The following is a 24,128-nucleotide window of genomic DNA, read 5'->3' on the forward strand; positions in this document are numbered from 1 at the left end:
CCGGGCCCCTTCCTCCGTACCCCGCCATCGCGGCCCCGGTGGCGGGGTACGGCGCTGTCGCGCACCCCCGTCGGCCCCCCGGACTAGGGCCTGTTGCGAAAGTCCCGTCGTCCGCCCGGAGGGCGGGCCTGGCGGCGTCAGGTGCGTGCTCTCGGCGTGCCGGCCCCTGGCCCTCGTACTGGATGTACTTGGGTCAGGGGCCGGTGCGGCGAGAGTGCGTGCATGGCGTCGTCGGGCAGGCGGGACTTTCGCAACAGGCCCTAGCCCTATCCGGCCAGCGAGAACCACCCGAAGTGACCGGGCAGTTGAGCTGAACCGCCCACGAGGGTGATGCGTCATCAACCTGTGAGAAGCGGTGCCGCGAAATCCCTGCGGAACGACGCCCGTGGGGCAACACTGGGTTCCGACCGACTTATCACAACGGGGGGCGGCCATGAACGACGTTTCACGCCGCGGGACAGACACCACACATCGTCAACGCACCACATCAGAGCGGAAGATCCCATCCATGTGCCAGCACCAGCCGCCGTGTCCGACAGCCGAGTCCGCCGACCGGGAGTCCGCCCGCCTCGTGGCGCACCACCCCGAACAGGGCTGGAGCCTGCTGTGCAACGGCGTCCTGCTCTTCGAGGACACCGGTGAACTCCTGCCGGACGGACAGATCATCGCCCCGCACCGCCCGCTGGACACCGGCAGGGTCGTCACGGCGGCCTGAGCACCACCGCGGACGGCCGGCCGACGCCGTCCGCCGATCGAAGGGGCCGGATGCAGCCTCCGCCGCGCACCGGCCCCGACCCGTGTCCGGCACCGCTCACTCCCCGTGACCTCCCGGTCGCCCTCCCGTACGTCACACCCCCCACGGCCGCCGCTCCCCGTCTCGTCCCGCAGCCGCCGCCCCGCACGCGGCCCCACGGCCCCTGAACGTCTCCCTCGCGCGTCTCCCTCGCGCGTCTCCCTCGGACGTCTTCCCACGGCCGCCGACTTTCCGGAAGACTCCTGGAAGTTTCGACGGGAGCGTCCCGAACGCGACGGAGGTGGGGCAAGTGGCAGCGGACGAGACGGCACCCGCGGCCAGCGGCAGGATCACCATCACGGAGATCGCCCGGCAGGCCGGCGTCTCCGTACCGACGGTGTCGCGCGTGGTCAACGGCCGCTCCGACGTCTCGCCCCGGACCCGGGCCCGGGTCGAGGACCTGCTGCGCCGGCACGGCTACCGCAAACGCCCCTCCGCCATCCGCACCCGGGCCGCCCTGCTCGACCTGGTCTTCAACGACCTCGACAGCCCCTGGGCGGTGGAGATCATCCGAGGGGTCGAGGAGGTCGCCCACGCGGCCGGCGTGGGCACGGTCGTCTCGGCGATCCACGGGCGCTCCGGCGCGGCCCGGGAGTGGATGCGCAACCTGCGGGCCCGCGCCTCCGACGGCGTCATCCTCGTCACCTCGGCCCTGGAACCCACGCTGCACGAGCAGTTGCGCATCCTCGGGGTGCCGCTCGTGGTGGTCGACCCGACGGGCTCCCCCGCCCTCGACACCCCGGCCGTCGGCGCCGCCAACTGGGCGGGCGGACTGGCCGCCACGGAGCACCTGCTCTCCCTCGGCCACCGCAGGATCGGCCTGATCGCCGGCCCGCCGCGCCTGCTGTGCTCCCGCGCCCGCTTCGACGGCTACCGGGCGGCCCTGGAGGCGGCCGGTCTCGCCGTGGACGACACCCTGGTCGTGCCCGGCGACTTCCACCCGGAGTCCGGTTTCGCCGGCTGCACCGCGCTGCTCGACCTGCCCGAGCCGCCGACCGCGCTGTTCGCGGCCAGCGACCAGATGGCGCTCGGCGCGATCGAGGCGCTGCGCCGGCGCGGTCTGCGCGTACCGGAGGACATGAGCGTGGTCGGTTTCGACGACCTCCCGGAAGTCCGCTGGTCGGCGCCGCCGTTGACGACCGTCCGGCAGCCCCTCGCCGACATGGGCAAGCTCGCCGTCCGTACGGTCCTCAACCTGGCCCGCGGCGAGCGTGCCGACCCGCCGCGCGTGGAACTGGGCACCGAGCTGGTGGTGCGGTCGAGCACCGCACCACCAGCTCCCGCACGCTGACGCCCGCTTCGGCACCTTGAGGGTCTGGCGGTCAGGCGCTCAGCGCCTCCCGGATCGCGTGGTACGCCGGCTTCGGCACGAGGTTCTCGTCCCACGGCAGCGCGGCGCCCTCCCCCGGGAAGAACGCCGGTATCCACGAGTACCTGTCGGTGTAGTCCCAGACCGTGATGCCGACGCACCGGCGCACCGCGAGGCACGCCCCGGTCAGGTCCCCGTACCACTCGGCCTGCCGGGCCAGCTTCTCCTCGGTCGCCGGCAGCTGCATCCGTACGTCGACCTCGGTGAGCGCGGTGTCCAGGCCGAGGCGGGCGAACCGCCGCAGGTTCTCCTCCAGGGTCGTCGGATAGCCGTACTGGAGGGCGAGATGGGCCTGGAGGCCGATGCCGTCGAGGGGGACGCCCTGGGCCTTCAGCTCCTGGGCGAGGGCGTGGTAGGCGTCGCTCTTCGGGCCGACGGCCTCGATGTTGTAGTCGTTGAGGTAGAGCTTCGCCTTCGGGTCGGCCTGGTGGGCCCAGCGCAGGGCGTCGGCGATGTAGCCGGGGCCGAGCGTCCTGTAGAAGAGCGTCTCGCGGTAGGTGCCGTCCTCGTTGAACGCCTCGTTGACGACGTCCCAGGCGTAGACCTGGCCCCGGTAGTGCCGTACCTCGGTCTGGATGTGGTTCTTCAGGACGGCCCGCAGCTCGTCCGCCGTCCACTCCCTGCTCGTCAGCCAGCCGGGCAGCTGGCTGTGCCAGACGAGGGTGTGGGCGCGGACCTCCTGGTGGGAGGCCCGGGCGAGGTCGACGATCTCGTCGCCCGCGGAGAAGTCGAAGACGCCCTGCTGAGGCTCGGTGGCGTACCACTTCATGCCGTTGCCGGGCGTGATCATGTCGAACTCGCTGCCGAGGACGGCCGTGTAGGGCTCGTCGGCGAGTTCGGGGTTGTCGGTGGCGCTGCCGAAGTAGCGGCCGTGCCGCTGGGCGAGTTCGGCGAGCGTCCTCGCCCCGTGCTGCTCGCCCGCCTGCGCGGCCGGGCCGCTCGCGACACCCGCGGCGACGAGGACGGCGGCGAGGGCCCCGGCGAGTCTGAGGCGGGTGCGGGAGGTGCGGAACGTGCGGGACATGGTGCGACTCCTCACGATCGGTGGTGTGGGTGAGCCGTACGACGCGGTGGTGCGTCCGCGGGCGCGCGTCATCCCTTCGTGGCGCCGGCGGTGAGGCCGCCGACGAGCTGGCGCTCGGCGACGGAGTAGAAGGCCAGGGCGGGGACCATGGCCAGGACCAGATAGGCGAAGACCCGGGCGTACTCGGCGGAGTACTGGCCCTGGAACTGCTGGACGCCGATGGGGATCGTCCACCACGTCGAGTCGGTGAAGACCAGCAGCGGCAGGAAGAAGTTGTTCCAACTGCCCACGACGGCGAGGACGGAGACCGTGCCGAGGGCGGGGCGGGCCATGGGCAGCAGGATCCGCCAGAAGAAGCCGAGGGGGCCGCAGCCGTCGAGGGTGGCGGCCTCCTCCAGCTCCGCGGGGATCTCCCGGAAGAAGCCCCGCAGGATCACGATGGTCATCGGCAGGCCGAAGGCGGCCTGCGGGAGGATCACGCCGAGCGGGTTGTCCAGCAGGTCCAGCGAGCGCAGCAGCAGGAACAGGGGCAGGGCGGCCACCGCGAAGGGGAACATCAGCCCCATCGTGAACAGGGTGAACAGCGCTTCCCGGCCGCGGAAGGCGAACCGCGCGAAGGAGAACGCGGCGAGCGCGGACACCGCGACCACCACGATCGTCGTACCGACCGCGATGAGGGTGCTGCTGCCGACCAGCCGCCAGAACGATCCGGCGCCCAGGATGTCGGTGTAGTTGGAGGTGATCCACGCGTCGGGCAGGCCGACGGGGTTGCGGGAGAGCTCGTCGGTGGACTTGAAGCCGGACAGGACGGCGTAGACGAGGGGCACGGCCATCACCGCGCCGACGGCGACGAGGACGACGTGCAGGGGAAGGGTCCGGCCGGTCCTGCGGGCACTCACGGCACCGCCGGTCCCGCGGGCACTCACGGCACCGCCGGTCCCGCGGCCGCGCGCGGCACCGTCCGTCTTGCGGGCGCGCACGGCGCCGCCGGTCTTGCGGGCGCTCACGAGCCGCCTCCTCGCAGGGTGGTGGTGGCCCCCTCCAGGTCGCGGCGGAGCACGAACCGCTGGTAGGCGAGGGCGAAGACGAGACTGATGGCGAACATGGCCACGCTGATCGCGCTGGCGTAGCCGACCTGGTAGCGCTTGAAGCCGTACTGGAACATGGTCACGGCCATCGTCTCGGAGTGGTGGTCGGGGCCGCCCGCGGTGGTGACCCAGACCAGGTCGAAGAGCTGGATCGAGCCGATGACGGACAGGAAGACGCTGATCCGCAGGGTCGGCGCGAGCAGCGGCAGGGTGACGTGCCGGAAGCGCTGCCACGGTCCGGCCCCGTCGATGAGGGCCGCCTCGGTCAGCTCGGCCGGGATGGACTGGAGTCCGGCCAGGTAGAGCATCATGTGGAAGCCGAAGTACTTCCACGTCATGACCAGGAACAGGGTGGCCATGACGGTGGACGGGTCGGCGAACCACTGCCCGCCCAGCCCGTCCAGGCCGACCGCGCCGAGGACGTGGTCGGCGAGGCCGTCGTCCGGCGCGAAGATCATGCCGAACAGCACGCCGGTGATCGCCTCGGAGAGGATGTACGGCGCGAAGAACAGCATCCGGTACACGGCCCGGCCGCGGATCCGCTGGTTGAGCGCGACCGCCAGGGCGAGCGCGAACGGCAGTTGGAGTGCGAGCGAGAGCAGCACCAGCAGGAGGCAGCGCCACAGGTCACCGAGGAAGACGGGGTCCTCGAAGAGCCGGGTGAAGTTGTCGCCGCCGACGTAGTCCTCGGGCATGCCGAAGCCGCCCCAGCGGAAGAACGCGGCGTACAGCGCGAACAGCATCGGCAGCAGCACCAGCGTGCCGAACAGCACCAGGGCGGGCGCCTGGAGGCCGACGGCGGTGAGCCAGTGCCGCGCGCGCCGCCGGGCCCGTCCCCGGGCCGGGCCGCCGGCCGGGGGCGGGAGCACGGCGTCGGCGTCCGGGCCGCTGCGCTTGTCCGGGAGGTAGGTCGAGGTCATCGCGGGCTACTGCTCTTCCTTCGCGACCTTGGTGATCGACTCGGCGACCTGCTGGGGCGACTTGGAACCGGCGATGAGGGCGGCGACGCTGTCGTTGACCTCCTGGCCGAGGGCGGGCGCGTACGCCTGGTCGAGATAGAGCTGGAAGCCGGTGGCCGCCTTCAACTGGGTCTGTACGGCGGTGAGGTTGGGGTCGGTGAGGGCGCTCTCGGCGGCCGGTACGACGGGCAGGACGCCGGTCTTCTGGACCAGTTCGGTGTCGGTGGCGGCGGAGGCGAAGAACTTCAGGAAGTCCACGGCCGCCTGCGGGGCGCCCGCGCGCAGGGCGTGGCCGCCGCCTCCGCCGAACACCTCGGTGAGCGCGCCCTTGCCGCCCTCGACCGCGGGGAACGGGAAGAAGCCCAGGTCCGTGCCGAGCCCCTTGCCCGCGTCGGCCTGCACCACGGGCGCCCACTGGCCCATGAGTTCCATGGCGGCCTTGCCGTTGCCGACGGTGGCGGCCTGCCCGGTGGGGCTGGAGTAGGCGGCGCCGAGGAAGCCCTTCTGGAACGGCTCCAGGTCGACGAGTTCCTTCAGGTGCCGCCCGGCCTGGACGAAGCCCTCGCCGGTGAAGTCCTTGTCGTCGCCGGCCTTCTGGACGGCGTCGGCTCCGGCGGTGCGCATCGCGAGGTAGGCCCAGTAGTACATGCCGGGCCACTTCTCCTTGCCGGCCAGGGCGAGCGGGGTGACACCGGCGGACTTCAGCTTCCCGACGGCGTCGAGGAAGCCGCTCCAGGTGGTGGGCGGCGCGTCGATGCCGGCCTGCCGGAAGAGCGCCTTGTTGTACCAGAAGCCGATCATCCCGATGTCGAACGGGATGCCGTAGGTCCGGTCGTCGAAGAGGTACGGCTCGCCGGCGACCGGCAGCAGGTCCTTCGCCCAGTCCTGGGTGCGCTCGGTGAGGTCCTCGACGAGCCCCGCGTCGATCTGCTGCCGCAGGACGCCGCCGCCCCAGGTGTGGAAGATGTCGGGCAGCTTCCCGGAGGCGGTCAGGGCCGTCATCTTCGACTTGTAGGCGTCGTTCTCCAGCTGAACGATCTTGATCTTGACGTTCGGGTTCTGTGCCTCGAACCGCTTGGCCAGAGCGGCCCAGACGTCCTTCGTCGGCTGGGTGGTGGAGATGTTCCACCACTCGATGGTGGTCGTCCCCGACGACCCTCCGTCCGAGTCGCCGCCGCAGGCGCTCAGTGCCGTCATGCTCAGACCGGCCGCGGCGGAGGCCGCCAGGAAGCCGCGGCGGGACAGTGCCGGGTGGCCCATCATGCGCTCCTCGGGGTTCGGGACGGCACACCGCACACCGCGGTCCGTCCGATGTCGAAAGTTTCGCTTGAGATTCGGAAAGCTTCGCTGCTGCCGCACCCTAGAGACAGGCTCGGAGGGGTGGCAACCCCTTGAGCACAGGCAATCCGCCGGGTGCGGTTCAGCGGGTCGGCCGGTGCTCGCACCAGTCGAAGTCCGCGGTGCCCTCGGTGACGTAGAGCCCGATGACCCGGCCGGTGAATCCGCCGGCCACCTCGGTGGAGAGGTAGCGGCCGTCGAGCTCCGCCAGCGGCTCGGTGCCGTCCGCCGTTTCGACCGAAAAGGCGATCGTGTCGGGACCGGCCGGGCGCACCCCGTCGGCCCGCTGCCCCGGGGCCGTCACGGACGGCGCCACCTGGTCGGTCGTGCGGATGTCGACGACGAGGGTGAGGGGGCCGGGCGGCACCGGCCGCCGTGCGACCCACTGCCGTACGGGCCCGATCCGGACGACCACGCCCGCCTCTCCCCCGCTCACCTCCAGGTCGTAGTGGTGGGCCTCGTCGAGGCGGACGGAGAGCCCGGCGCGCCCGGATCCGGGCTCCAGACGGGCCGCCGTCCGGCAGTCGGGGTGGCGCTGGCGGCGGCCGACGAAGGTGTGCCCCGGGCGGTCGAGGCTGTCGCCGGTCGCGGTCAGGGTGAGCCGGCCGGGGCGGGCGCTCAGCGACCAGGAGCCCTCGGGCCGGCGGCGCGGGGAGATCCAGTACGGGGCGAGGCCGGGGGCGTCGAAGTCGTCCCGCTCCGGCTCGGGCGGGACGGGGTGCCAGGCGCCCGCCGGCGCCGGGTGCCGCTCACGCACCGGGCCCGTCCGGGGCCATCCGTCGACCCACTCGACCGGGACCAGGAAGGTCTCCCGGCCGAGCACGTGGAACCGGGGGAACCAGCCGCGCGGGCGCGTCCCGAGCAGCACCATCCACCACCGGCCGTCGGCCGCCTCGACGAGGTCGGCGTGGCCGGTGCACTGGACGGGCAGATCGGTGCCGGCGTGGGTGAGGACGGGGTTGGCGGGGGCCGCCTCGTACGGGCCCAGCGGCGATCTGGCCCGCGCGACGGACACGCTGTGGCCGTGGGCCGTGCCGCCCTCGGCGAGCAGCAGATACCACCACGGCCCGATGCGGTACAGGTGCGGGGCCTCGGGATGCTGGAGCCCCGTCCCGGACCACACGGGCACCGGCCCTTCGAGCACCTCGCCGGTCACCGGGTCGATCCGGGCGACCCGCACCCCCGAGACCGCGCACCAGCAGGAGCCGTCCTCGTCCCAGGCGAGGTCGGGGTCGATGCCGGGCAGGTCGATCCAGACCGGGTCGGACCACGGCCCCTCCGGCCGTTCGGCGGTGACGAGGAAGGTCCCGCCGCCGGCGACGTTGGTGGTGATCATGTAGAAGCGGCCGTCGTGGTACCGGATCGTCGGCGCGTAGATCCCGGCGGAGGCCGGCAGGTCGTCCGGCAGCGGCAGTTGGGCCGGTCGGTCCAGGACGTTGCCGATCTGGCGCCAGTGGACGAGATCACGGCTGTGGAAGACCGGGACGCCCGGGAAGTACTCGAAGCTGGAGCAGACGACGTAGTAGTCGTCGCCGACCCGGCAGATGCTGGGATCGGGGTGGAAGCCGGGGATGACGGGGTTGCCGTAGGTCCGGCCGGCCGCGCCGCCGTCCGTGGCGCCGCCGCTCCCGCCGCTCGCCCCGCGAACCGCCCCGTCGTACACCCCGCGGTCCGTCCCGTCGTTCGTCCTCATGTGCCTTCACCCCTCCGGGAGACCGAAGCGGTCGAAACATTCGGTCTCTTCGACGAACATTACGGAGCGGACTGTAGGCGGCGGCCGACGGCTCGGCAAGGACGTCGCACGGTGGACGTCGCACGGCGCGCTCCAGGGCCCGGCGCGCCCGGCCGCGGACCGCACCGCCTATCGTGACCGGCATGCAGTCCTACACCATCGGCCAGGCCGCGCGGCTGCTCGGCGTGAGCCCCGACACCGCGCGCCGCTGGGCGGACGCGGGCCGGGTGGCGACCCACCGCGACGAGACCGGACGACGCCTCATCGACGGCAAGGACCTCGCCGCGTTCTCCGTCGAGCTCGCGGGCTCCGGCAGCGGCGAGGAGGGCGCCTCCTACACCTCCGTGCGCAACGCGTTCCCCGGCATCGTCACGGCGATCAAGCTCGGCGACGTCGCCGCCCAGGTCGACATCCAGGCCGGCCCGCACCGGCTCGTCTCCCTGCTGACCCGGGAGGCCGTCGAGGAGCTGGGCCTGGAGGTGGGGATGGAGGCCACCGCGCGGGTGAAGTCGACGAACGTGCACATCGACCGGGTCTGATCGAGCGCTCTCCCCTCCCCCGAGCGCCCCGACGAAGGCCGGGCCGACGAAGGCCGGGCCTCCGCCGGAGGCCGACGCGGCGGTGGCCCACAGGACCGACGCGCAGGCGGCGGGCGACAAGGCGGCCACGGCCCGTGCGGCACGGACACACACATACCCGGCATGGAGGTGATGGGGCTCTACGGTGGGGTCCCATGACCTTGAGCATCCGCAACCAGCTCTCCGGCACCGTCAGCGACGTCACCCCGGGCGAGGTGATGGCCACCGTCAGGGTCCGGCTGACCGGCGGCCCCACGCTCACCGCGGCGATCACCCGGGAGGCGGTGACCGAGCTGGGTCTCGCCCCGGGCTCCACCGTGCTGGCGCTGGTGAAGTCGACGGAGGTGTCCCTCGCCACCGGCCACGTCGAGGGCCTGTCCATCCGCAACCGGCTCCCCGGCACGGTCGTGGGCCTCACCCTCGGCGCGGCCATGGCGTCCGTGAAGGTCTCCGTCGCGGCCGGCGAGCTCACCGCGGCGATCACCCGGGAGGCGGCCACCGACCTCGGCCTCTTCGTCGGCTCCGACGTCGTCGCACTGATCAAGTCGACCGAAGTGGCCCTGGCCACGGCCTAGGTGTGCCGTCCGGCACGGCCGAGGGCCCCGTCCGGCACGGACGGGGCCCTCGGCCGTCGGCTGCTCGCTCAGTCCTCGTACGCGTCCAGCGGCGGGCACGAGCAGACCAGGTTCCGGTCGCCGAAGGCCTGGTCGATGCGGCGCACCGGCGGCCAGTACTTGTCGGCGGCGGACACCCCGGCCGGGAAGACGGCCTCCTCGCGCGTGTAGGGGTGCTCCCACTCCCCGCCGAGCGCGGCCGCGGTGTGCGGGGCGTGGCGCAGCGGGTTGTCGTCGGCGGGCCACCGGCCCGAACCCACCTTGTCGATCTCCGCACGGATCGCGATCATCGCCTCGCAGAACCGGTCGAGCTCGGTCAGGTCCTCGGATTCGGTCGGCTCGATCATCAGCGTGCCGGCCACCGGGAACGACATCGTCGGCGCGTGGAACCCGTAGTCGATGAGCCGCTTGGCCACGTCGTCGACGCTCACCCCGGTCGCCTTGGTGAGCGGCCGCAGGTCGATGATGCACTCGTGCGCGACCAGCCCGCCGGGGCCGGTGTACAGCACCGGGTAGTGCGGCTCCAGCCGCTTGGCGATGTAGTTGGCGGACAGCACCGCCACCTGCGTGGCCCGCTTCAGCCCGTCCCCGCCCATGAGCCGCACGTACGCCCACGAGATCGGCAGGATGCCCGCGGAGCCCCAGGGCGCGGCCGAGATCGGCCCCACGCCCGTCTCCGGCCCGGCGGCGGGCTGGAGCGGGTGGTTCGGCAGGTACGGCGCCAGGTGCGCGCGCACCGCCACCGGCCCGACGCCGGGGCCGCCGCCGCCGTGCGGGATGCAGAACGTCTTGTGCAGGTTCAGGTGCGAGACGTCACCGCCGAAGTGCCCCGGCCTGGCGAGTCCGACGAGCGCGTTCAGGTTGGCGCCGTCGACGTACACCTGTCCGCCGGCCTCGTGCACCTGGGCGCAGATGTCGGCGACGTGCTCCTCGAACACGCCGTGCGTCGACGGATACGTGATCATCAGGACCGCGAGCTCGTCCCGGTGCTTGTCGATCTTCGCCCGCAGGTCCTCGACGTCGATCTCGCCGTCCCCGGCCGTGCCCACCACGACGACCTTCATGCCGGCCATCACGGCACTGGCGGCGTTGGTGCCGTGCGCGGACGACGGGATGAGGCACACGGTCCGCTGCTCGTCGCCGTTGGCCCGGTGGTACCCGCGTACGGCGAGCAGACCGGCCAGCTCGCCCTGCGACCCGGCGTTGGGCTGGAGGGACACCTTGTCGTACCCGGTGACCTCGGCGAGACGTTCCTCCAGCTCATGGATGAGCGTGAGGTAGCCCTCCGCCTGCTCGGCGGGCGCGAACGGGTGCAGCTGTCCGAACTCGGGCCAGGTGACCGGCTCCATCTCGGTGGTCGCGTTGAGCTTCATGGTGCATGAGCCCAGCGGGATCATGCCGCGGTCGAGCGCGTAGTCCCGGTCGGCGAGCCGGCGCAGGTAGCGCAGCATCGCGGTCTCGGAGCGGTGGCTGTGGAAGACGGGGTGGGTGAGGATCGCGTCGGTGCGCAGCAGCGCGGCCGGCACCGCGTCCTCGGTCGCCGCGTCGAGTTCCTCGATGTCCCCGTCGACCCCGAAGGCGGCCCAGACGGCACTCACCTGGGCCCGCCCGGTGGTCTCGTCGCAGGCGATCGACACCTGGTCGGCGTCGACGAGGCGCAGGTTGACGCCGTTCTCGCGCGCGGCGGCGACGACCTCGGCGGCCCGGCCGGGCACCCGCACGGTCAGCGTGTCGAAGAACGAGCCGTGCACGACCTCGACACCGCCGGCCCTCAGGCCGCCGGCGAGGACGGAGGCGTACCGGTGGGTGCGCCGCGCGATCGTCCTGAGCCCCTCGGGGCCGTGGTGGACGGCGTACATCCCGGCCATGACGGCGAGCAGCACCTGCGCGGTGCAGATGTTGCTGGTGGCCTTCTCCCGGCGGATGTGCTGCTCACGCGTCTGGAGCGCCAGCCGGTAGGCCTTGTTCCCGTCCGCGTCCACGGACACGCCGACGAGCCGGCCGGGCAGGCTGCGCGCGAACTTCTCGTGGACGGCCATGTAGCCGGCGTGCGGCCCGCCGAAGCCCATCGGCACACCGAACCGCTGCGTCGTGCCGACCGCGATGTCCGCGCCCAGCTCACCGGGAGACGTCAGCAGCGCCAGCGCGAGCAGGTCGGCGGCGACGGTGACGAGCGCGCCCAGCGCGTGGGCCTGCTCGACGACCGGCCTGATGTCGCGTACGGCGCCGGAGGCACCCGGGTACTGGAGGAGCACGCCGTTGATCTCGCGCTCGGCGACCTCGGCCGGGATCCCGTCGCCGAGGTCGGCGACGACCACCTCGACGCCGGTCGGCTCGGCCCGCGCCTCGATCACGGCGACGGTCTGCGGCAGCGCGTCCGCGTCGACCAGGAACAGGCCCTTCTTGTTCCTGCCCATGCGGCGGGAGAGCGCCATGGCCTCGGCGGCGGCGGTGCCCTCGTCGAGCAGCGAGGCACCGGACGTGGGCAGCCCGGTCAGGTCGGCGACCATGGTCTGGAAGTTCAGCAGCGCCTCGAGCCGCCCCTGGGAGATCTCCGGCTGGTACGGCGTGTAGGCCGTGTACCAGGCCGGGTTCTCCATGACGTTGCGCAGGATCACCGGCGGCGTGAACGTCCCGTAGTAGCCCAGGCCGATCATGGAGTCGAGGACCTGGTTGCGGTCGGCCAGCGAGCGCAGCTCGGCCAGCACCTCGGCCTCGGACCGCGCGTCCGGCAGGTCCAGCGCGTCGGCGTTCTTGATCACATCGGGGACGGCGGCGGCGGTGAGCTCGTCCAGCGAGCCGTACCCGACCTGCGCGAGCATCTTGGCCCGCGCCTCCTGGTCGGGCCCGATGTGGCGCTGCTCGAACGGGTTCGCCCGTTCGAGGTCGGAGAGCGGAATGCGATGGGCGGTCATTGCGGAGGCCTCCTGGTCTGACGCGACCTTCGAGGGGCACCACGGCACGGGTACCCGGACGGCCTCCCCCTCTGTCATCTCGACCTGAGAGCTTCACCGGCCGCCCGTGGACGCCCGGCTTTCACCGTCGGTGAGGGCGGAAACCATCGTCCGCCCTGCTTTCCAGAGTGACCTCGTCCGTGCGGTACGTGGGCCTGAGAGATTCCGGGGAGGATTTGCTCCTTCGGCGCCCCCGGTGTTCTCCGGAGGACTCTCCCGCACGGGGTCAGCAGCCGTAGTCAGACTATCAGCGAGGTCAACGGTGCCCCCTGTCGAGTGGCCGCCATCACCGATGTGCTCTTTTGTAGTGCTTACGGATGAGTTGCGACCAAGTGGAGGGCCCGTGCAGACCGACATCGATCCGCGCAACCTGATCGGCCGCAAGGCGTTCGACCGTCATGGCACCAAGATCGGCACGATCGACGAGGTCTACCTCGACGACGCCACCGGCGTGCCCGAGTGGGCGGCGATACGGACCGGCCTGTTCTCCCGGGACGCCTTCGTCCCCCTGGAGCCCAGCGAGCTGGTCGAGGGCACCCTGCGCGTCCCCTTCGACCGCTCGCTGATCAAGGACGCCCCGGACTTCGGCGTCGGCCGCCACCTCTCCCCGGAGCAGGAGCTCCAGCTCTACCACCACTACGGCCTCGACGTGGGCGCCCCTCCCCCGGCGGAGGACCACGACTTCGGCACCCTGGCCGGCCGGGACGACGTCTGACCCCGCGGTCAGCCGCAGGCCCGCAGCAGCCGCGCCAGCATCCCGGCGGGGTCGTGCAGGACGCGTGCGCCGCCCCGCACGACCCGCCGGGTCCCGGCGTCGACGGGGTCCGCGCACGCCCAGTCCGGCGCGCCGATGTTCACCTCGACCTCCAGCCCGGAGGCGGTGACCTGCCGCCACTCGGTGACAGGACCCCACGCCCCGACACGGACCACCTCCCCCAGGGCGAGCTCGCGGAGCCAGGCGTCGTCGTCGGCGTACCCGGCGGCCCGGGTCGTCAGGACCACGAGATCGACATCGGAGTCCTGCCGCGCCGCACCCCGGGCCCATGACCCGACCAGCAGCACCCCGACGACGTCATTCCGGCCGAGGGCCCACGCCGTGATCCGCTCCACCACCGTCCGGACCTCGGCACACCGCTCCGGCGCCACCACGGAAGAACTCTCCGCGGTCACCGGACGGCCCCCCGCCGCTCCCCCGGCACCTCGACCGCCGGCGCCTCGACCGCCGGCACGCTGCCCGTCGGCCCCGCCTCCCCGGCCGCGCCCGCCACGTCCGCCACCGCGCCTTCCGCGATTCCCACCGCGCCGTCCGCCGTCGGGGCCTCCTCCGGTCTTCGCCGCACCAGCGGCAGCGGATCCGCCGGCTCCAGGTCCGGGTCGTCGATCCGGAACGTGCGCACCCGCCCCACCTCCGACTGCGGTGTCTCGAACCGCACGGTGACCCGCCCCAGACCACTGCCCTGCACCCAGCCATGCCCCAGTACGGCATGCCGCACATCGTGCCCCGGACGCCACTGGTGCCCGTCCGGCGCCGCGTCCTCGCGCACCTGCTCGTCCGGCACCTCCTCCTCGACGCCCTCCGCTCTCGCCTCGGCGACCTGCGCGAACAGATCCTCCTGGGTGAAGTCGGCCAGGCCGCTGACACCCACCCCGAGCAGGCGCACCCCGCCCGTGGTGTCCACCGCGTCCAGCAGCCGGCCGGCCGCCTCCCGCACCACCGCGGGGTCGTCCGTGGGCCCCCGCAGGGTCTCGGACCGGGTGAGCGTGGAGAAGTCGTACCGCCGCACCTTCAGCACGATGGTCCGCCCCGACAGCCCGGCCCCCCGCAGCCTGCGCACACACCGGTCGGCCAGCCGCTGCACCTCCAGCTCCACCCGCACCCGGTCATGGATGTCCACGTCGTACGTGTCCTCGACCGACACCGACTTGGTCTCCCGCTCCGCCACCACGGGCCGGTCGTCCCGCGCCAGCGCCATCGCGTACAGGCCGTGCCCGTGGGCCTTGCCCAGCAGCCGCACGAGCTCGTCCTCACCGGCCTCGACGATCTCGTCGACCGTGGTGATCCCCGCCCGGCGCAGATGGTCACCGGTCGCCGGACCCACCCCCGGCAGGGTCCGCACCGGCATCGGCCCGAGCAGCGCCCGCTCCGTGCCCGGCTCGATCAGCACCAGGCCGTCGGGCTTGGCCTGCTCCGAGGCGATCTTCGCGAGCATCTTGGAGCCGGCCAGTCCCACCGATCCCGTGAGGCCGGTGACCGCACGGATGTCCGCCCGCAGCCGCACCCCGGCCAGCCGCGCCGACCCGCTGTCCCAGGCCGCCTCCCCGGCCTCCAGGTCCACGAACGCCTCATCCAGGCTCAGCGGCTCGACCAACGGGGACAGGGACCGCAGCAACCCCATCACCTGGTCGCTGATCGACCGGTAGAACGTGAAACGCGGGGTGAGATAGGCGGCGTTCGGCGCCAGCCGGCGGGCCTGGGCCATGGGCATCGCCGAGTGCACACCGAAGACCCTTGCCTCGTACGAGGCGGTCGCCACCACCCCGCGCGGCCCCAGCCCGCCCACGACGACGGCCTTCCCGCGCAGACTCGGCTTGGACGCCTGCTCCGCCTGGGCGAAGAAGGCATCCATGTCGAGATGCAGGATCGTGGGCGCGTTTCTCACATCTCCGATGCTGCACCACACCACTGACAACAGCACCGGACCGCACCCACAACGGCACCGGAGCACCGGACGTCGGCTCTCAGACCGCCCGGTTGCGCCGCCGCGCCAGCTCGTCCGCCGGGTTGTGCCCGACGAGCGTCTCCCCGGTGTCCACCCGCTCGCCGTGCAGCTGGGACAACGCGCTCTCGACGTCCCGCCACACCACGCCCACCGCGATCCCGAAGATGCCCTGACCGCCCTGGAGCAGCGCGTGCACCTCGTCCGGCGAGGTGCACTCGTAGACCGTGGCACCGTCGCTCATCAGCGTCATGCGCTCCAGGTCGCGAAACCCGCGCTCACGCAGGTGCTGGACGGCGGTGCGGATGTTCTGAAGTGAGACACCGGTGTCGAGGAACCGCTTGACGATCTTCAGGACGACGACGTCCCGGAAGCTGTACAAACGCTGCGTGCCGGACCCGTGCGCGGGCCGCACGCTCGGCTCGACGAGCCCGGTGCGCGCCCAGTAGTCCAGTTGTCGATAGGTGATGCCGGCGGCCGCACACGCCGTCGGGCCCCGGTAGCCGATCTGCTCGGACGCCATGGACGCCGTCCCTCCGCCGCTCGGCACGGCAGCCGGTCGCTGGGGAGCCAGGTCGGCCCCGCCGCTGTGCGCGGGGTACCCCCTGCCCGAGCGCAGCCGAGAACTCGGGGAAGGGTACGGACCGCTCCCCCCGACACCGAATCCGGGGGCACCCCCAGCCGTACCGTCGCCGCTGCTTCCCACGCCGACCTCCGTCCTTGACCTGCCTTCTCGACGGTAGGCAGTCACCAGGGGTGCGTCAACGATCGCCACACTCGCCACGCCGAGTGATAATCACCCAAGGAGCGGTTTCCCGCACCCCACTGCGGGGAAAGGCTAGCCGAATGCGCGGAGCGGGGGCCGTGCGCCGCTCTCACGGGCCACCGGCACATGACACACCGGGCACGCCCCGGGCGCCCCTCCAGCGCGCGGACCGTCCCGCCGGCCGGGCACGGACGGGCACCGCCCGCTACTGGTTGCTGGTGCCGAAGTCCTCCGGCGAGATCTGGTCGAGGAACTCGCGGAACTTCTCCACCTCGTCCTCCTGCTCGTCCGGGATGGCGATGCCCGCGTCGTCCAGGACCGTGTCGCTGCCATAGATCGGCGTCCCGGTGCGCAGCGCCAGCGCTATGGCGTCGGACGGGCGGGCGCTCACCTCGACACCACTGGCGAAGACCAGCTCGGCGTAGAAGACGCCCTCACGCAGGTCCGTGATGCGCACTTCCGTGAGCTCCTGGCCGACGGCCTCCAGCACGTCCTTGAACAGGTCGTGGGTCAGCGGCCGCGCGGGAGCCATGCCCTGCTGGGCGAAGGCGATGGCCGTCGCCTCCCCCGGTCCGATCCAGATGGGGAGGTAACGGTCGCCCCCCACTTCACGCAGCAGCACGATCGGTTGGTTGGAGGGCATCTCGACCCGGACACCTACGACATCGAGCTCGTTCACACAGCAACCCTAGGCCGTGCCCGGGACGTTTGGGTAGTCGGGCCGGGAACGGGTGACCGATCCGGCCTCCCGGAGCACCCGCCCGTCAGGGCAACCGCACGCCGAGCGCGGTCTGCACGAGCGCCGCGTGCAACCGGACCGTCAGCCCCGCGAGCTCCTTCGTCCGGGCCTCCGCATGGGCCCTGGTCTGGGGATTGCGATGCCGCCGGAGCGGGGCGACCACCTGGTCCACGAGCCCCGCCTCACGGTCCGCGGCGGCCTTCATCACCCGCAGGTGCCGGGGCTCGATACCGAAGCGCCCCAGCTCGGCGACGAGCGAGGCCACCGTGGCCGCCTCCGCGTCGTACACCCCGTCCTCCAGGGGCACGAGGAGCCCGTACGCCTCCCACTCCGCGAGCTCCGGCTCCTCGACCCCCGCGGCCGCCAGCAGCTCGGCCCGCCCGATCCGGGCCACCGTGGGCACGTCGGACAGCTCGGGCACGGTCTCGCCGTCCCGCTGCCGGCCCACGGTCGGCAACGGCGCGGCCTCACCGCGCTCCATGGCGTCCAGGTGCTCCCGGATCACCTTGAGCGGCAGATAGTGGTCGCGCTGCATCCTCAGCACGTGGCCGAGGCGCTCGACGTCCCGCGCGCTGAACTTGCGATACCCCGAGGGGGTCCGCTCCGGCTCGACCAGTCCCTCCGACTCCAGAAAGCGGATCTTCGAGATGGTGACGTCGGGAAACTCGTCACGCAGCACGTTCAGCACCGCGCCGATGCTCATCGGACCGCCGTCCGCGGCGGCGGTGCCGTGACCGGCACCGCCCCTCGGTGTTCGCAGCATGGACCTTCCCTGGGGACACCCCCGGACGGAACCCGGGGGAGGGTCAGTAGCCTCGCTGGCTCGCGTAGAAGACCAGCCGGTACTTGCCGATCTGCACCTCGTCACCGTTCGACAGAGCGACCTCGTCGATCCGCTCCCGGTTGACGTACGTGCCGTTCAGACTGCCGACGTCGGCCACCGTGAACGAACCGTCCGGCCGACGGCGGAACTCCACATGACGGCGCGAGACGGTCACGTCGTCGAGGAAGATGTCGCTCTGCGGGTGGCGCCCGGCCGTGGTCAGGTCGCCGTCCAGCAGGAAACGGCTGCCCGAGTTGGGCCCGCGGCGCACGACCAGCAGCGCGGAGCCGAGCGGCAGCGCGTCCACCGCGGCCTGCGCCTCGGGGGAGAGCGCCGGCAGCTGCGTCTGACCGGTGGTCTCGGAGTCGTAGGCCTCGAGACCGGAGATGGAGATGGTGGAGGTCGTCTCCGACGCGCGCTCGGGCGTCAGACCGGGCCTCAGCGGCGCGCCGCAGTTGGAGCAGAAGCGGCTGTTCTCCGCGTTGCGGTTACCGCACCTCGTACACACCAGGGCCGTCATAGGGGAAAACCCTCCGCCCGCACTCGAGGTCGACGGTTGGCCGAAACCTATGCCGCCGGCCTGGGCAGGGTCAACCGACGCCCCGCCCTGGCCTCCCGGAATGTCACCGCCCGGACCAGCCACCTGGTCGCGGAACAGCGGCCGCTCACCCTCCGCCTCGGGCTGTGCGCGATGACGGGCGGTCGCGTTGTCGCTGCCCTCTCGCGCGCTCTTGCCGAACAACTTCGCAAACAACTTCACGGGCGATTCCCCTTGACCGAAACAGACCCGCCCGTGGGGCAGGACGAACCCTGACTGAATACACCGGCCGACCCGGACACCTTCACAACGTCCGTATCCACCAGACAGTTTCCACCACGCACCACCCGATCGGTGCGCCGACCCCCCGCAACCTCATGCCCCTGCCGGACGGCCCCCATGCACCCCCGGTTCACTGGGAGGACGACCGAGCGTAGTCAGGCTGCTGCGCCGCTCGCAAGGCGTCCACGACGATCTTGGTCGATCGCTCGACGGTCACGGTGGCCTGCTCCTTCTCAAGAGTCTGCACCACGCCTCCAGGGATGTTGAGCGCCGGTTCGAGGTCCTGCGGCTTGCCGATGACCTTGAAACGATAGGGGGCGTTGATCTTGTTCCCGTCGACGCTCACGCTCTTGCCGGAATCCGTCAGAAACGTACTGGCGACGACCCGTACACCGTTCACCTGGATCGCCTCCGCCCCCGCCGCGCGCAGCTCCTGGATGGCGTCGAGCAGCATGTCCGCCTCGACCGTCCCCTTCGTGTCCTCGATGGTCATGGTGATACCGGGCCCCTGGGCGGCCACCGTGCCCGCCAGGACACCCAGTTGCTTCTCCTTCTCGACCGTCTGCTTCCGTGCCTCTTCGGCCTGGTCGGAACTGTTCTCCAGCTCCTGCCGCTGCTCCTCGAGGCCTTGCTTCTCGTCCTCAAGACGCTGAGTGCGGTCATCGAGTTCATCGAGGATGCGCACCAGATCCTCCTGGCGCGCGCCGCGCAGGGCGTTGCCGCTCTCGCTGTTGGAGGCGACCTGGACGGCCAGGCCGAAGCCGAGGCCGAACAGCAGCACGGCGACGATGAGTTGGGCCCGGGTCACGCGCGGCGGCCACAGTCCCTTCACCAGCCGCTGCCGCCCCGTCAGAGCGGGCTCCGCGGCCTGCCCCGGCCCCTGCTGCTGCGCGGGCACCACGGGGACCTCCGCGGGCAACTCCCTGCGCAGCCGGGTCGTCGCCGTGTCGTCCCGGTGCGACCCGTTGCCGTGCGGCTCGTGCCGGTGCGTCCCGCTCCCCTGCGTCCAGCTCCGGTGTGTCTCGTCCCGGCGCGTCTCGTCCTGGTCGTTCATCGGCCTCACGCCCGGAACACGTGCCGGCGGATCGCCGCGGCGTTGGAGAAGATGCGGATGCCGAGGACGACCACCACACCCGTGGACAGCTGGGATCCGACGCCCAACTCGTCGCCCAGGAAGACGATCAGCGCGGCGACGACCACGTTCGACAGGAACGACACCACGAAGACCTTGTCGTCGAAGATCCCGTCCAGCATGGCCCGCAGCCCGCCGAACACCGCGTCCAGCGCCGCCACGACGGCGATCGGCAGGTACGGAACGACAGCGGCCGGAATCTCGGGCTGGACCAACAGGCCGGCCACGACGCCCACGACGAGGCCCAGTACGGCGATCACGATGCGTCCTTCTCAGTTATCGGCTGTGCTGTACGTACGATCACACTCGGCGCGGCGGGCACCCGGACGTCGTCCTGCACGGAGATGGCGGTCCGGATGCCGAAGTTCTCCTGCAAGGCGTGCAGGTACAGCCCGTCGGAGCTGTCCTGGAACCGGGTACTGAGGTTCTGCCCGTCCCCCACCGCCAGCACCGTGTACGGCGGCACCAGCGGTTTGTTGTCGACCAGTATCGCGTCACCCGCGGCCCGGATCGCCGACAGGGCCGTCAGTCGCTGCCCGTTGATGGAGACCGCCTCGGCGCCGGAGGCCCACAGCCCGTTCACCACACGCTGCATGTCACGGTCGCGCACCCGCCCGGTGTCGGAGAAGCCGGAGGTCTCGCGGGGGTCGCCGTCACCGCCCGTGGAGGCTTCCTCTGCATCGTCCACGACGAGTTCGATCCCCGGCCCGTGCACCGCGACGGCGCCCGCCAGCATGCCCACCAGCTCCGCCTGCTCACCGCCGCCGCTGTCCCTGAGCGCTTCTCGCTGCCGGGCGCTCACGTCGGCGCGCAGTTCGTCGACGGTGTCCTCGAGCTTGTCGGCCGCCTCCGTCTCGCGGTCGATGCGGTCGATCAGTTCCTCGCGCTCCTTGGCGACGACCGGGGCGGCGGTCCGCGCCTGGGCCGCGCCGACGGTCACCACGAGGGCCGCGAGCACCAGCCCGGCGGCCAGTCCCAGCCTGGCCCGCAGGGTCCTGGGCAGGCCCTGGGTCCCGTCGGCCTGTTTGCGGGCGGCCGCCTCGGCGTACCCGTCGTCGAGGCTGTGGTCCATGACGTTGGTGAGCAGCGACATGGACGCGTCCGGGCGCGAGGCGCGCGCGGGTGTGCTCCGAACGGGGGGCTGCTGCGGCATGCCGCACATCGTCGCATGTCGCGGCCACTACCTGTGAACGACCCCACCGGCGTGCCGGACAGGCCTCCTCGGGGCCACCTGTCCGGCACGCGCGCGTGGACGTGCTGTCAGCGCCCGGCGCTGTCCACCACGGTCGCCCACTCGTCCAGCAGGGCCTGCGCGGAGGCGTCGTCGGGGCCTTCGGCCCACAGGTGGGTGACGGCCTCGGCGGGGTCCGGCAGGACCATGACCCAGCGTCCGTCCGTCTCCACCACCCGGACGCCGTCGGTGGTGTCCACGAAGCGGTCTCCGGCCGCCTCGACGACCCGCCGCATCACGAGCCCCTTCACGGCCCACGGGGTCGCCAGGTCCCGCTTCAGGACGTGCGCCCGCGGGATCCGCGCGTCGATCTGGCTCAGCGTGAGCTGCGTCCGGGCCACGAGCCCGATCAGCCGCACGAACGCCGCGGTCCCGTCGAAGACGCTGCTGAACTCCGGGACGATGAATCCGCCCTTGCCGTCCCCGCCGAAGATCGTCGACTCGTCCCGCCCGACCCGGGTGAGGTCGTCGGGCGAAGTCGTCGTCCACTCGACCTGCGTCCCGTGGTAGGCCGCCACCTGTTCGGCGATCCGGGTCGTCGTCACCGGCAGGGCGACCCGCCCGCTGCGCCGCTCGGCGGCCACCAGGTCGAGCAGCACGAGCAGCGCCCGGTCGTCCTCGATGATCCGGCCCTTCTCGTCCACCAGGGACAGCCGCTCGCCCACGGGGTCGAACCGTACGCCGAACGCGGCCCGCGAGGACGCGACGATCTCGCCGAGCCGTACGAGCCCCCGGCGCCGCATGTCGGCCGTCTCCGTCGGCCTGGACTCGTCCAGACCGGGGTTGATGGTCAGCGAGTCCACCCCGAGCTTGCCGAGCAGGCTCGGCAGGACGAGCCCGGCGCTTCCGTTCGAGGCGTCGACCACGACCTTCAGGCCGGACTCGGAGATCCCGGTGGTGTCCACGTTCCGCAGCAGCGACCCGGTGTAGGAGTCGAAGACGCTGGCCGGGAAGTGCAGGTCCCCGATCTCCCCGGGGAACGCCCGCCGGTACTCCTGCCGCGCGAACACCCGGTCCAGCTTCCGCTGACCGCCTTGCGACAGATCGGCGCCCTGTCCGTCGAAGAACATGATGTCCACGGAGTCCGGCACCCCGGGCGAGGTCCGGATCATGATGCCGCCGGCGCTGCCCCGAGCGGTCTGCTGCCGCGCCACCGGCAGCGGTACGTTCTCCAGGTCCCGCACGTCGATGGCGCTGGCCTGGAGCGCGGAGATGACCGCCCGCTTCAGCGCCCGGGCACCACGGGAGTGGTCGCGGGCGGTGGTGACGGTGGAGCCCTTCTTCAGGGTGGTGGCGTAGGCACCGGCCAGGCGCACGGCCAGTTCGGGCGTGATCTCGACGTTCAGGATGCCGGAGACACCGCGGGCGCCGAAGAGGTGCGCCTGTCCGCGGGACTCCCAGATCACCGACGTGTTGACGAACGCGCCGGCTTCGATGGTCTTGAACGGATAGACCCGCACATTGCCCTGCACGATCGATTCTTCACCGATCAGGCATTCATCACCGATGACGGCCCCATCCTCGATCCGGGCGGCCCGCATGATGTCGGTGTTCTTCCCTACGACGCATCCGCGCAGATTGCTGTGCTGCCCGACGTACACGTTGTCGTGGACGACGGCCTTGTGCAGGAAGGCGCCGCTCTTCACGACGACGTTGGAGCCGATGACGCTGTGCTCGCGGATTTCCGCGCCGGCCTCGACCTTGGCGTAGTCACCGATGTAGAGGGGTCCGCGCAGAACTGCGTCGGGGTGGACTTCGGCGCCCTCGGCCACCCATACGCCCGGGGAGATCTCGAAGCCGTCGAGTTCGACGTCGACCTTTCCTTCGAGCACGTCGGCCTGGGCCTTCACATAGCTCTCGTGCGTGCCGACGTCCTCCCAGTAGCCCTCGGCGACATAGCCGTAGATCGGCTTGCCCTCCTTCATGAGCTGCGGGAAGACGTCACCGGACCAGTCGACGGGCACGTCGGCCTCGACGTAGTCGAAGACCTCGGGTTCCATCACGTAGATGCCGGTGTTCACGGTGTCCGAGAAGACCTGGCCCCAGGTCGGCTTCTCGAGGAAGCGCTCGACCTTGCCTTCCTCGTCGACGATCGTGATGCCGAATTCCAGCGGATTGGGCACGCGCGTCAGGCAGACGGTGACCAGCGCGCCCTTTTCCTTGTGGAAGTTGATCAGTTCGGTGAGGTCGAAGTCGGTCAGTGCGTCGCCGGAGATGACCAGGAAGGCGTCGTCCTTCAACGCCTCCTCGGCGTTCTTGACGCTTCCGGCGGTACCGAGTGGCTTCTCCTCGTTGGCATAGCTGAGCTCCATTCCGAGCTCTTCACCGTCACCGAAGTAGTTCTTGACCAGTGACGCCAGGAACTGAACAGTGACGACGGTCTCGTTGAGCCCATGCCTTTTGAGCAGCCGCAGAACGTGCTCCATGATCGGCCGGTTGGCCACCGGCAGGAGCGGCTTGGGCATGCTCGAGGTCATAGGGCGAAGGCGCGTGCCTTCGCCTCCGGCCATCACGACGGCCTTCATGTCGGAAGCGTCCTCCTTGAAGAGACGACGGTCTAGCCGACTTCACCCGTCCAGATTGTCCCGCACTTTTCGGCGGCGGGCCATCGAGCCACTTCTCGGCAGGCGATCGGCAGGCTCAGTCGGCCATGGCGTCCGCACGGACCAGGCGGCGGACTTGTACCACGTAGAGGACTCCTGCCCACCAATAGAGCGTTGTACCCCATCCGGCGAACGCCCATCCGAAAATGGCAGCGAGTGACGCAAGCCATCCGGTTCCGTCACTGAGCAGCAGAAGCGGGAAGGCGTACATCAGGTTGAAGGTGGCCGCCTTCCCCAGGAAGTTCACCTGCGGCGGCGGATAGCCGTGCCGTCTGAGGATGCCCACCATCACCAGCAGGACCAGCTCCCGCGCGAGAAGTACAGCCGTCAACCAGAGGGGCAGAATGTCCCGCCAGGTGAGGCCGACCAGGGTCGAGAGGATGTAGAGCCGGTCCGCGGCCGGGTCGAGGAGCCGGCCGAGGCTGCTGACCTGGTTCCAGCGTCGCGCGAGCTTGCCGTCCAGGTAGTCGCTGACCCCGCTCAGGGCCAGCACCAGCAGGGCCCAGCCGTCGCTCTGCGGCCCCCCGAACTCAGGCCTGAGAATCAGCCACAGGAACAGCGGTACGCCGACGAGACGCGCCATGCTGAGGATGTTCGGGATGGTGAGGACCCGGTCGGTCTGAACACGGGTCTCCTGGACCTCCACCCGGGGGCCTCCAGTAGGAAAACGAGCCAACGATGCTCCCCGACCTTACCTCAACGCAAAAGAGCTCTGGCTCCCGGGCTGTATGCCCGGGAGCCAGAGCTCCAATTATTGTTCGGCGGCGTCCTACTCTCCCACAGGGTCCCCCCTGCAGTACCATCGGCGCTGTAAGGCTTAGCTTCCGGGTTCGGAATGTAACCGGGCG

Annotated in this window: 22 protein-coding genes, 1 rRNA gene and 1 riboswitch; of the genes, 5 read left to right on the top strand and 18 right to left on the bottom strand. The window is 71.3% G+C overall.

The features are described 5' to 3' along the window. The first annotated feature begins 508 nt into the window (after positions 1 to 508). Entirely contained in the window at positions 509 to 715 is a 207-nt protein-coding gene (locus tag ACZ3KJ_RS28265; RefSeq protein WP_467531059.1) for a DUF5999 family protein, read from the top strand. Positions 716 to 1,043: 328 nt separating this feature from the next. After that, a complete protein-coding gene (locus tag ACZ3KJ_RS28270; RefSeq protein WP_467531060.1) occupies positions 1,044 to 2,084 on the top strand; it encodes a LacI family DNA-binding transcriptional regulator in 1,041 nt (346 codons plus the stop codon). Positions 2,085 to 2,115: 31 nt separating this feature from the next. Here ACZ3KJ_RS28270 and ACZ3KJ_RS28275 read toward each other — a convergent pair whose 3' ends face one another. The 5 genes from ACZ3KJ_RS28275 to ACZ3KJ_RS28295 all read right to left on the bottom strand — a co-directional run bounded on the left by ACZ3KJ_RS28275 (position 2,116) and on the right by ACZ3KJ_RS28295 (position 8,264). Further along, positions 2,116 to 3,186 (bottom strand): endo-1,4-beta-xylanase, encoded by a 1,071-nt coding sequence (locus ACZ3KJ_RS28275; RefSeq protein WP_467531061.1) that lies wholly within the window; start codon positions 3,184 to 3,186, stop codon positions 2,116 to 2,118. 68 nt (positions 3,187 to 3,254) lie between these two features. Further along, positions 3,255 to 4,019 (bottom strand): carbohydrate ABC transporter permease, encoded by a 765-nt coding sequence (locus ACZ3KJ_RS28280; protein WP_389517462.1) that lies wholly within the window; start codon positions 4,017 to 4,019, stop codon positions 3,255 to 3,257. 170 nt (positions 4,020 to 4,189) lie between these two features. Beyond that, positions 4,190 to 5,194: a carbohydrate ABC transporter permease gene (locus tag ACZ3KJ_RS28285; protein ID WP_467531062.1), complete on the bottom strand. Its 1,005-nt coding sequence runs from the start codon at positions 5,192 to 5,194 to the stop codon at positions 4,190 to 4,192. Between the two features lie 6 nt (positions 5,195 to 5,200). Beyond that, on the bottom strand, positions 5,201 to 6,493 hold the full coding sequence (locus ACZ3KJ_RS28290; RefSeq protein WP_467531100.1) for an extracellular solute-binding protein: 1,293 nt from the start codon (positions 6,491 to 6,493) through the stop codon (positions 5,201 to 5,203). 160 nt (positions 6,494 to 6,653) lie between these two features. Next, positions 6,654 to 8,264: a glycoside hydrolase family 43 protein gene (locus tag ACZ3KJ_RS28295; RefSeq protein ID WP_467531064.1), complete on the bottom strand. Its 1,611-nt coding sequence runs from the start codon at positions 8,262 to 8,264 to the stop codon at positions 6,654 to 6,656. A 182-nt stretch (positions 8,265 to 8,446) separates the two neighbouring features. Here ACZ3KJ_RS28295 and ACZ3KJ_RS28300 point away from each other — a divergent pair, with 182 nt between their 5' ends. Then, positions 8,447 to 8,842: a TOBE domain-containing protein gene (locus ACZ3KJ_RS28300; RefSeq protein WP_385074085.1), complete on the top strand. Its 396-nt coding sequence runs from the start codon at positions 8,447 to 8,449 to the stop codon at positions 8,840 to 8,842. A 194-nt stretch (positions 8,843 to 9,036) separates the two neighbouring features. Further along, positions 9,037 to 9,456: a TOBE domain-containing protein gene (locus ACZ3KJ_RS28305; RefSeq protein WP_467531066.1), complete on the top strand. Its 420-nt coding sequence runs from the start codon at positions 9,037 to 9,039 to the stop codon at positions 9,454 to 9,456. 68 nt (positions 9,457 to 9,524) lie between these two features. On the opposite strand, the gene gcvP is transcribed toward ACZ3KJ_RS28305, so the two are convergent. After that, positions 9,525 to 12,410, bottom strand: a complete 2,886-nt coding sequence (gene gcvP / locus ACZ3KJ_RS28310) for an aminomethyl-transferring glycine dehydrogenase (RefSeq protein WP_467531068.1) — start codon at positions 12,408 to 12,410, stop codon at positions 9,525 to 9,527. 172 nt (positions 12,411 to 12,582) lie between these two features. Next, positions 12,583 to 12,678, bottom strand: a riboswitch (glycine riboswitch). Between the two features lie 114 nt (positions 12,679 to 12,792). Between gcvP and ACZ3KJ_RS28315 the strand changes: the two genes are divergently transcribed. Next, positions 12,793 to 13,164: a PRC-barrel domain-containing protein gene (locus tag ACZ3KJ_RS28315; RefSeq protein WP_467531069.1), complete on the top strand. Its 372-nt coding sequence runs from the start codon at positions 12,793 to 12,795 to the stop codon at positions 13,162 to 13,164. An 8-nt stretch (positions 13,165 to 13,172) separates the two neighbouring features. Here ACZ3KJ_RS28315 and ACZ3KJ_RS28320 read toward each other — a convergent pair whose 3' ends face one another. From ACZ3KJ_RS28320 to rrf, 12 genes are all read right to left on the bottom strand, one after another. Then, the gene (locus ACZ3KJ_RS28320; protein ID WP_467531070.1) at positions 13,173 to 13,598 is read right to left on the bottom strand and encodes a nucleotidyltransferase domain-containing protein; all 426 of its coding nucleotides are present in this window, start codon (positions 13,596 to 13,598) and stop codon (positions 13,173 to 13,175) included. Positions 13,599 to 13,615: 17 nt separating this feature from the next. Further along, positions 13,616 to 15,109: a DNA polymerase IV gene (locus tag ACZ3KJ_RS28325; RefSeq protein WP_467531071.1), complete on the bottom strand. Its 1,494-nt coding sequence runs from the start codon at positions 15,107 to 15,109 to the stop codon at positions 13,616 to 13,618. 79 nt (positions 15,110 to 15,188) lie between these two features. Beyond that, positions 15,189 to 15,872, bottom strand: a complete 684-nt coding sequence (locus tag ACZ3KJ_RS28330; RefSeq protein WP_467531073.1) for a MerR family transcriptional regulator — start codon at positions 15,870 to 15,872, stop codon at positions 15,189 to 15,191. Positions 15,873 to 16,137: 265 nt separating this feature from the next. After that, positions 16,138 to 16,611, bottom strand: coding sequence for a bifunctional nuclease family protein (locus ACZ3KJ_RS28335; protein ID WP_004934251.1), 474 nt, complete (start codon positions 16,609 to 16,611; stop codon positions 16,138 to 16,140). Between the two features lie 85 nt (positions 16,612 to 16,696). Continuing rightward, entirely contained in the window at positions 16,697 to 17,434 is a 738-nt protein-coding gene (gene ftsR, locus ACZ3KJ_RS28340; RefSeq protein ID WP_467531074.1) for a transcriptional regulator FtsR, read from the bottom strand. A gap of 43 nt (positions 17,435 to 17,477) precedes the next feature. After that, positions 17,478 to 18,362, bottom strand: a complete 885-nt coding sequence (locus ACZ3KJ_RS28345) for an FHA domain-containing protein (protein ID WP_467531102.1) — start codon at positions 18,360 to 18,362, stop codon at positions 17,478 to 17,480. Positions 18,363 to 18,444: 82 nt separating this feature from the next. Continuing rightward, entirely contained in the window at positions 18,445 to 19,368 is a 924-nt protein-coding gene (locus tag ACZ3KJ_RS28350) for a DUF881 domain-containing protein (RefSeq protein WP_467531076.1), read from the bottom strand. Positions 19,369 to 19,373: 5 nt separating this feature from the next. Beyond that, positions 19,374 to 19,706, bottom strand: a complete 333-nt coding sequence (locus ACZ3KJ_RS28355) for a small basic family protein (protein ID WP_030798533.1) — start codon at positions 19,704 to 19,706, stop codon at positions 19,374 to 19,376. Further along, the gene (locus ACZ3KJ_RS28360) at positions 19,703 to 20,608 is read right to left on the bottom strand and encodes a DUF881 domain-containing protein (protein WP_467531079.1); all 906 of its coding nucleotides are present in this window, start codon (positions 20,606 to 20,608) and stop codon (positions 19,703 to 19,705) included. The genes ACZ3KJ_RS28355 and ACZ3KJ_RS28360 overlap by 4 nt, the downstream gene beginning before the upstream one ends. Before the next feature lie 98 nt (positions 20,609 to 20,706). Then, complete coding sequence (locus ACZ3KJ_RS28365; protein ID WP_467531081.1) at positions 20,707 to 23,202, bottom strand: sugar phosphate nucleotidyltransferase; 2,496 nt, start codon at positions 23,200 to 23,202, stop codon at positions 20,707 to 20,709. Between the two features lie 115 nt (positions 23,203 to 23,317). Further along, positions 23,318 to 23,926, bottom strand: a complete 609-nt coding sequence (locus ACZ3KJ_RS28370; protein WP_401698884.1) for a CDP-alcohol phosphatidyltransferase family protein — start codon at positions 23,924 to 23,926, stop codon at positions 23,318 to 23,320. 110 nt (positions 23,927 to 24,036) lie between these two features. Then, positions 24,037 to 24,128, bottom strand: a 5S ribosomal RNA gene (gene rrf, locus ACZ3KJ_RS28375); the annotation flags it as partial.

The sequence above is a fragment of the Streptomyces sp. NPDC003248 genome (assembly GCF_055563235.1).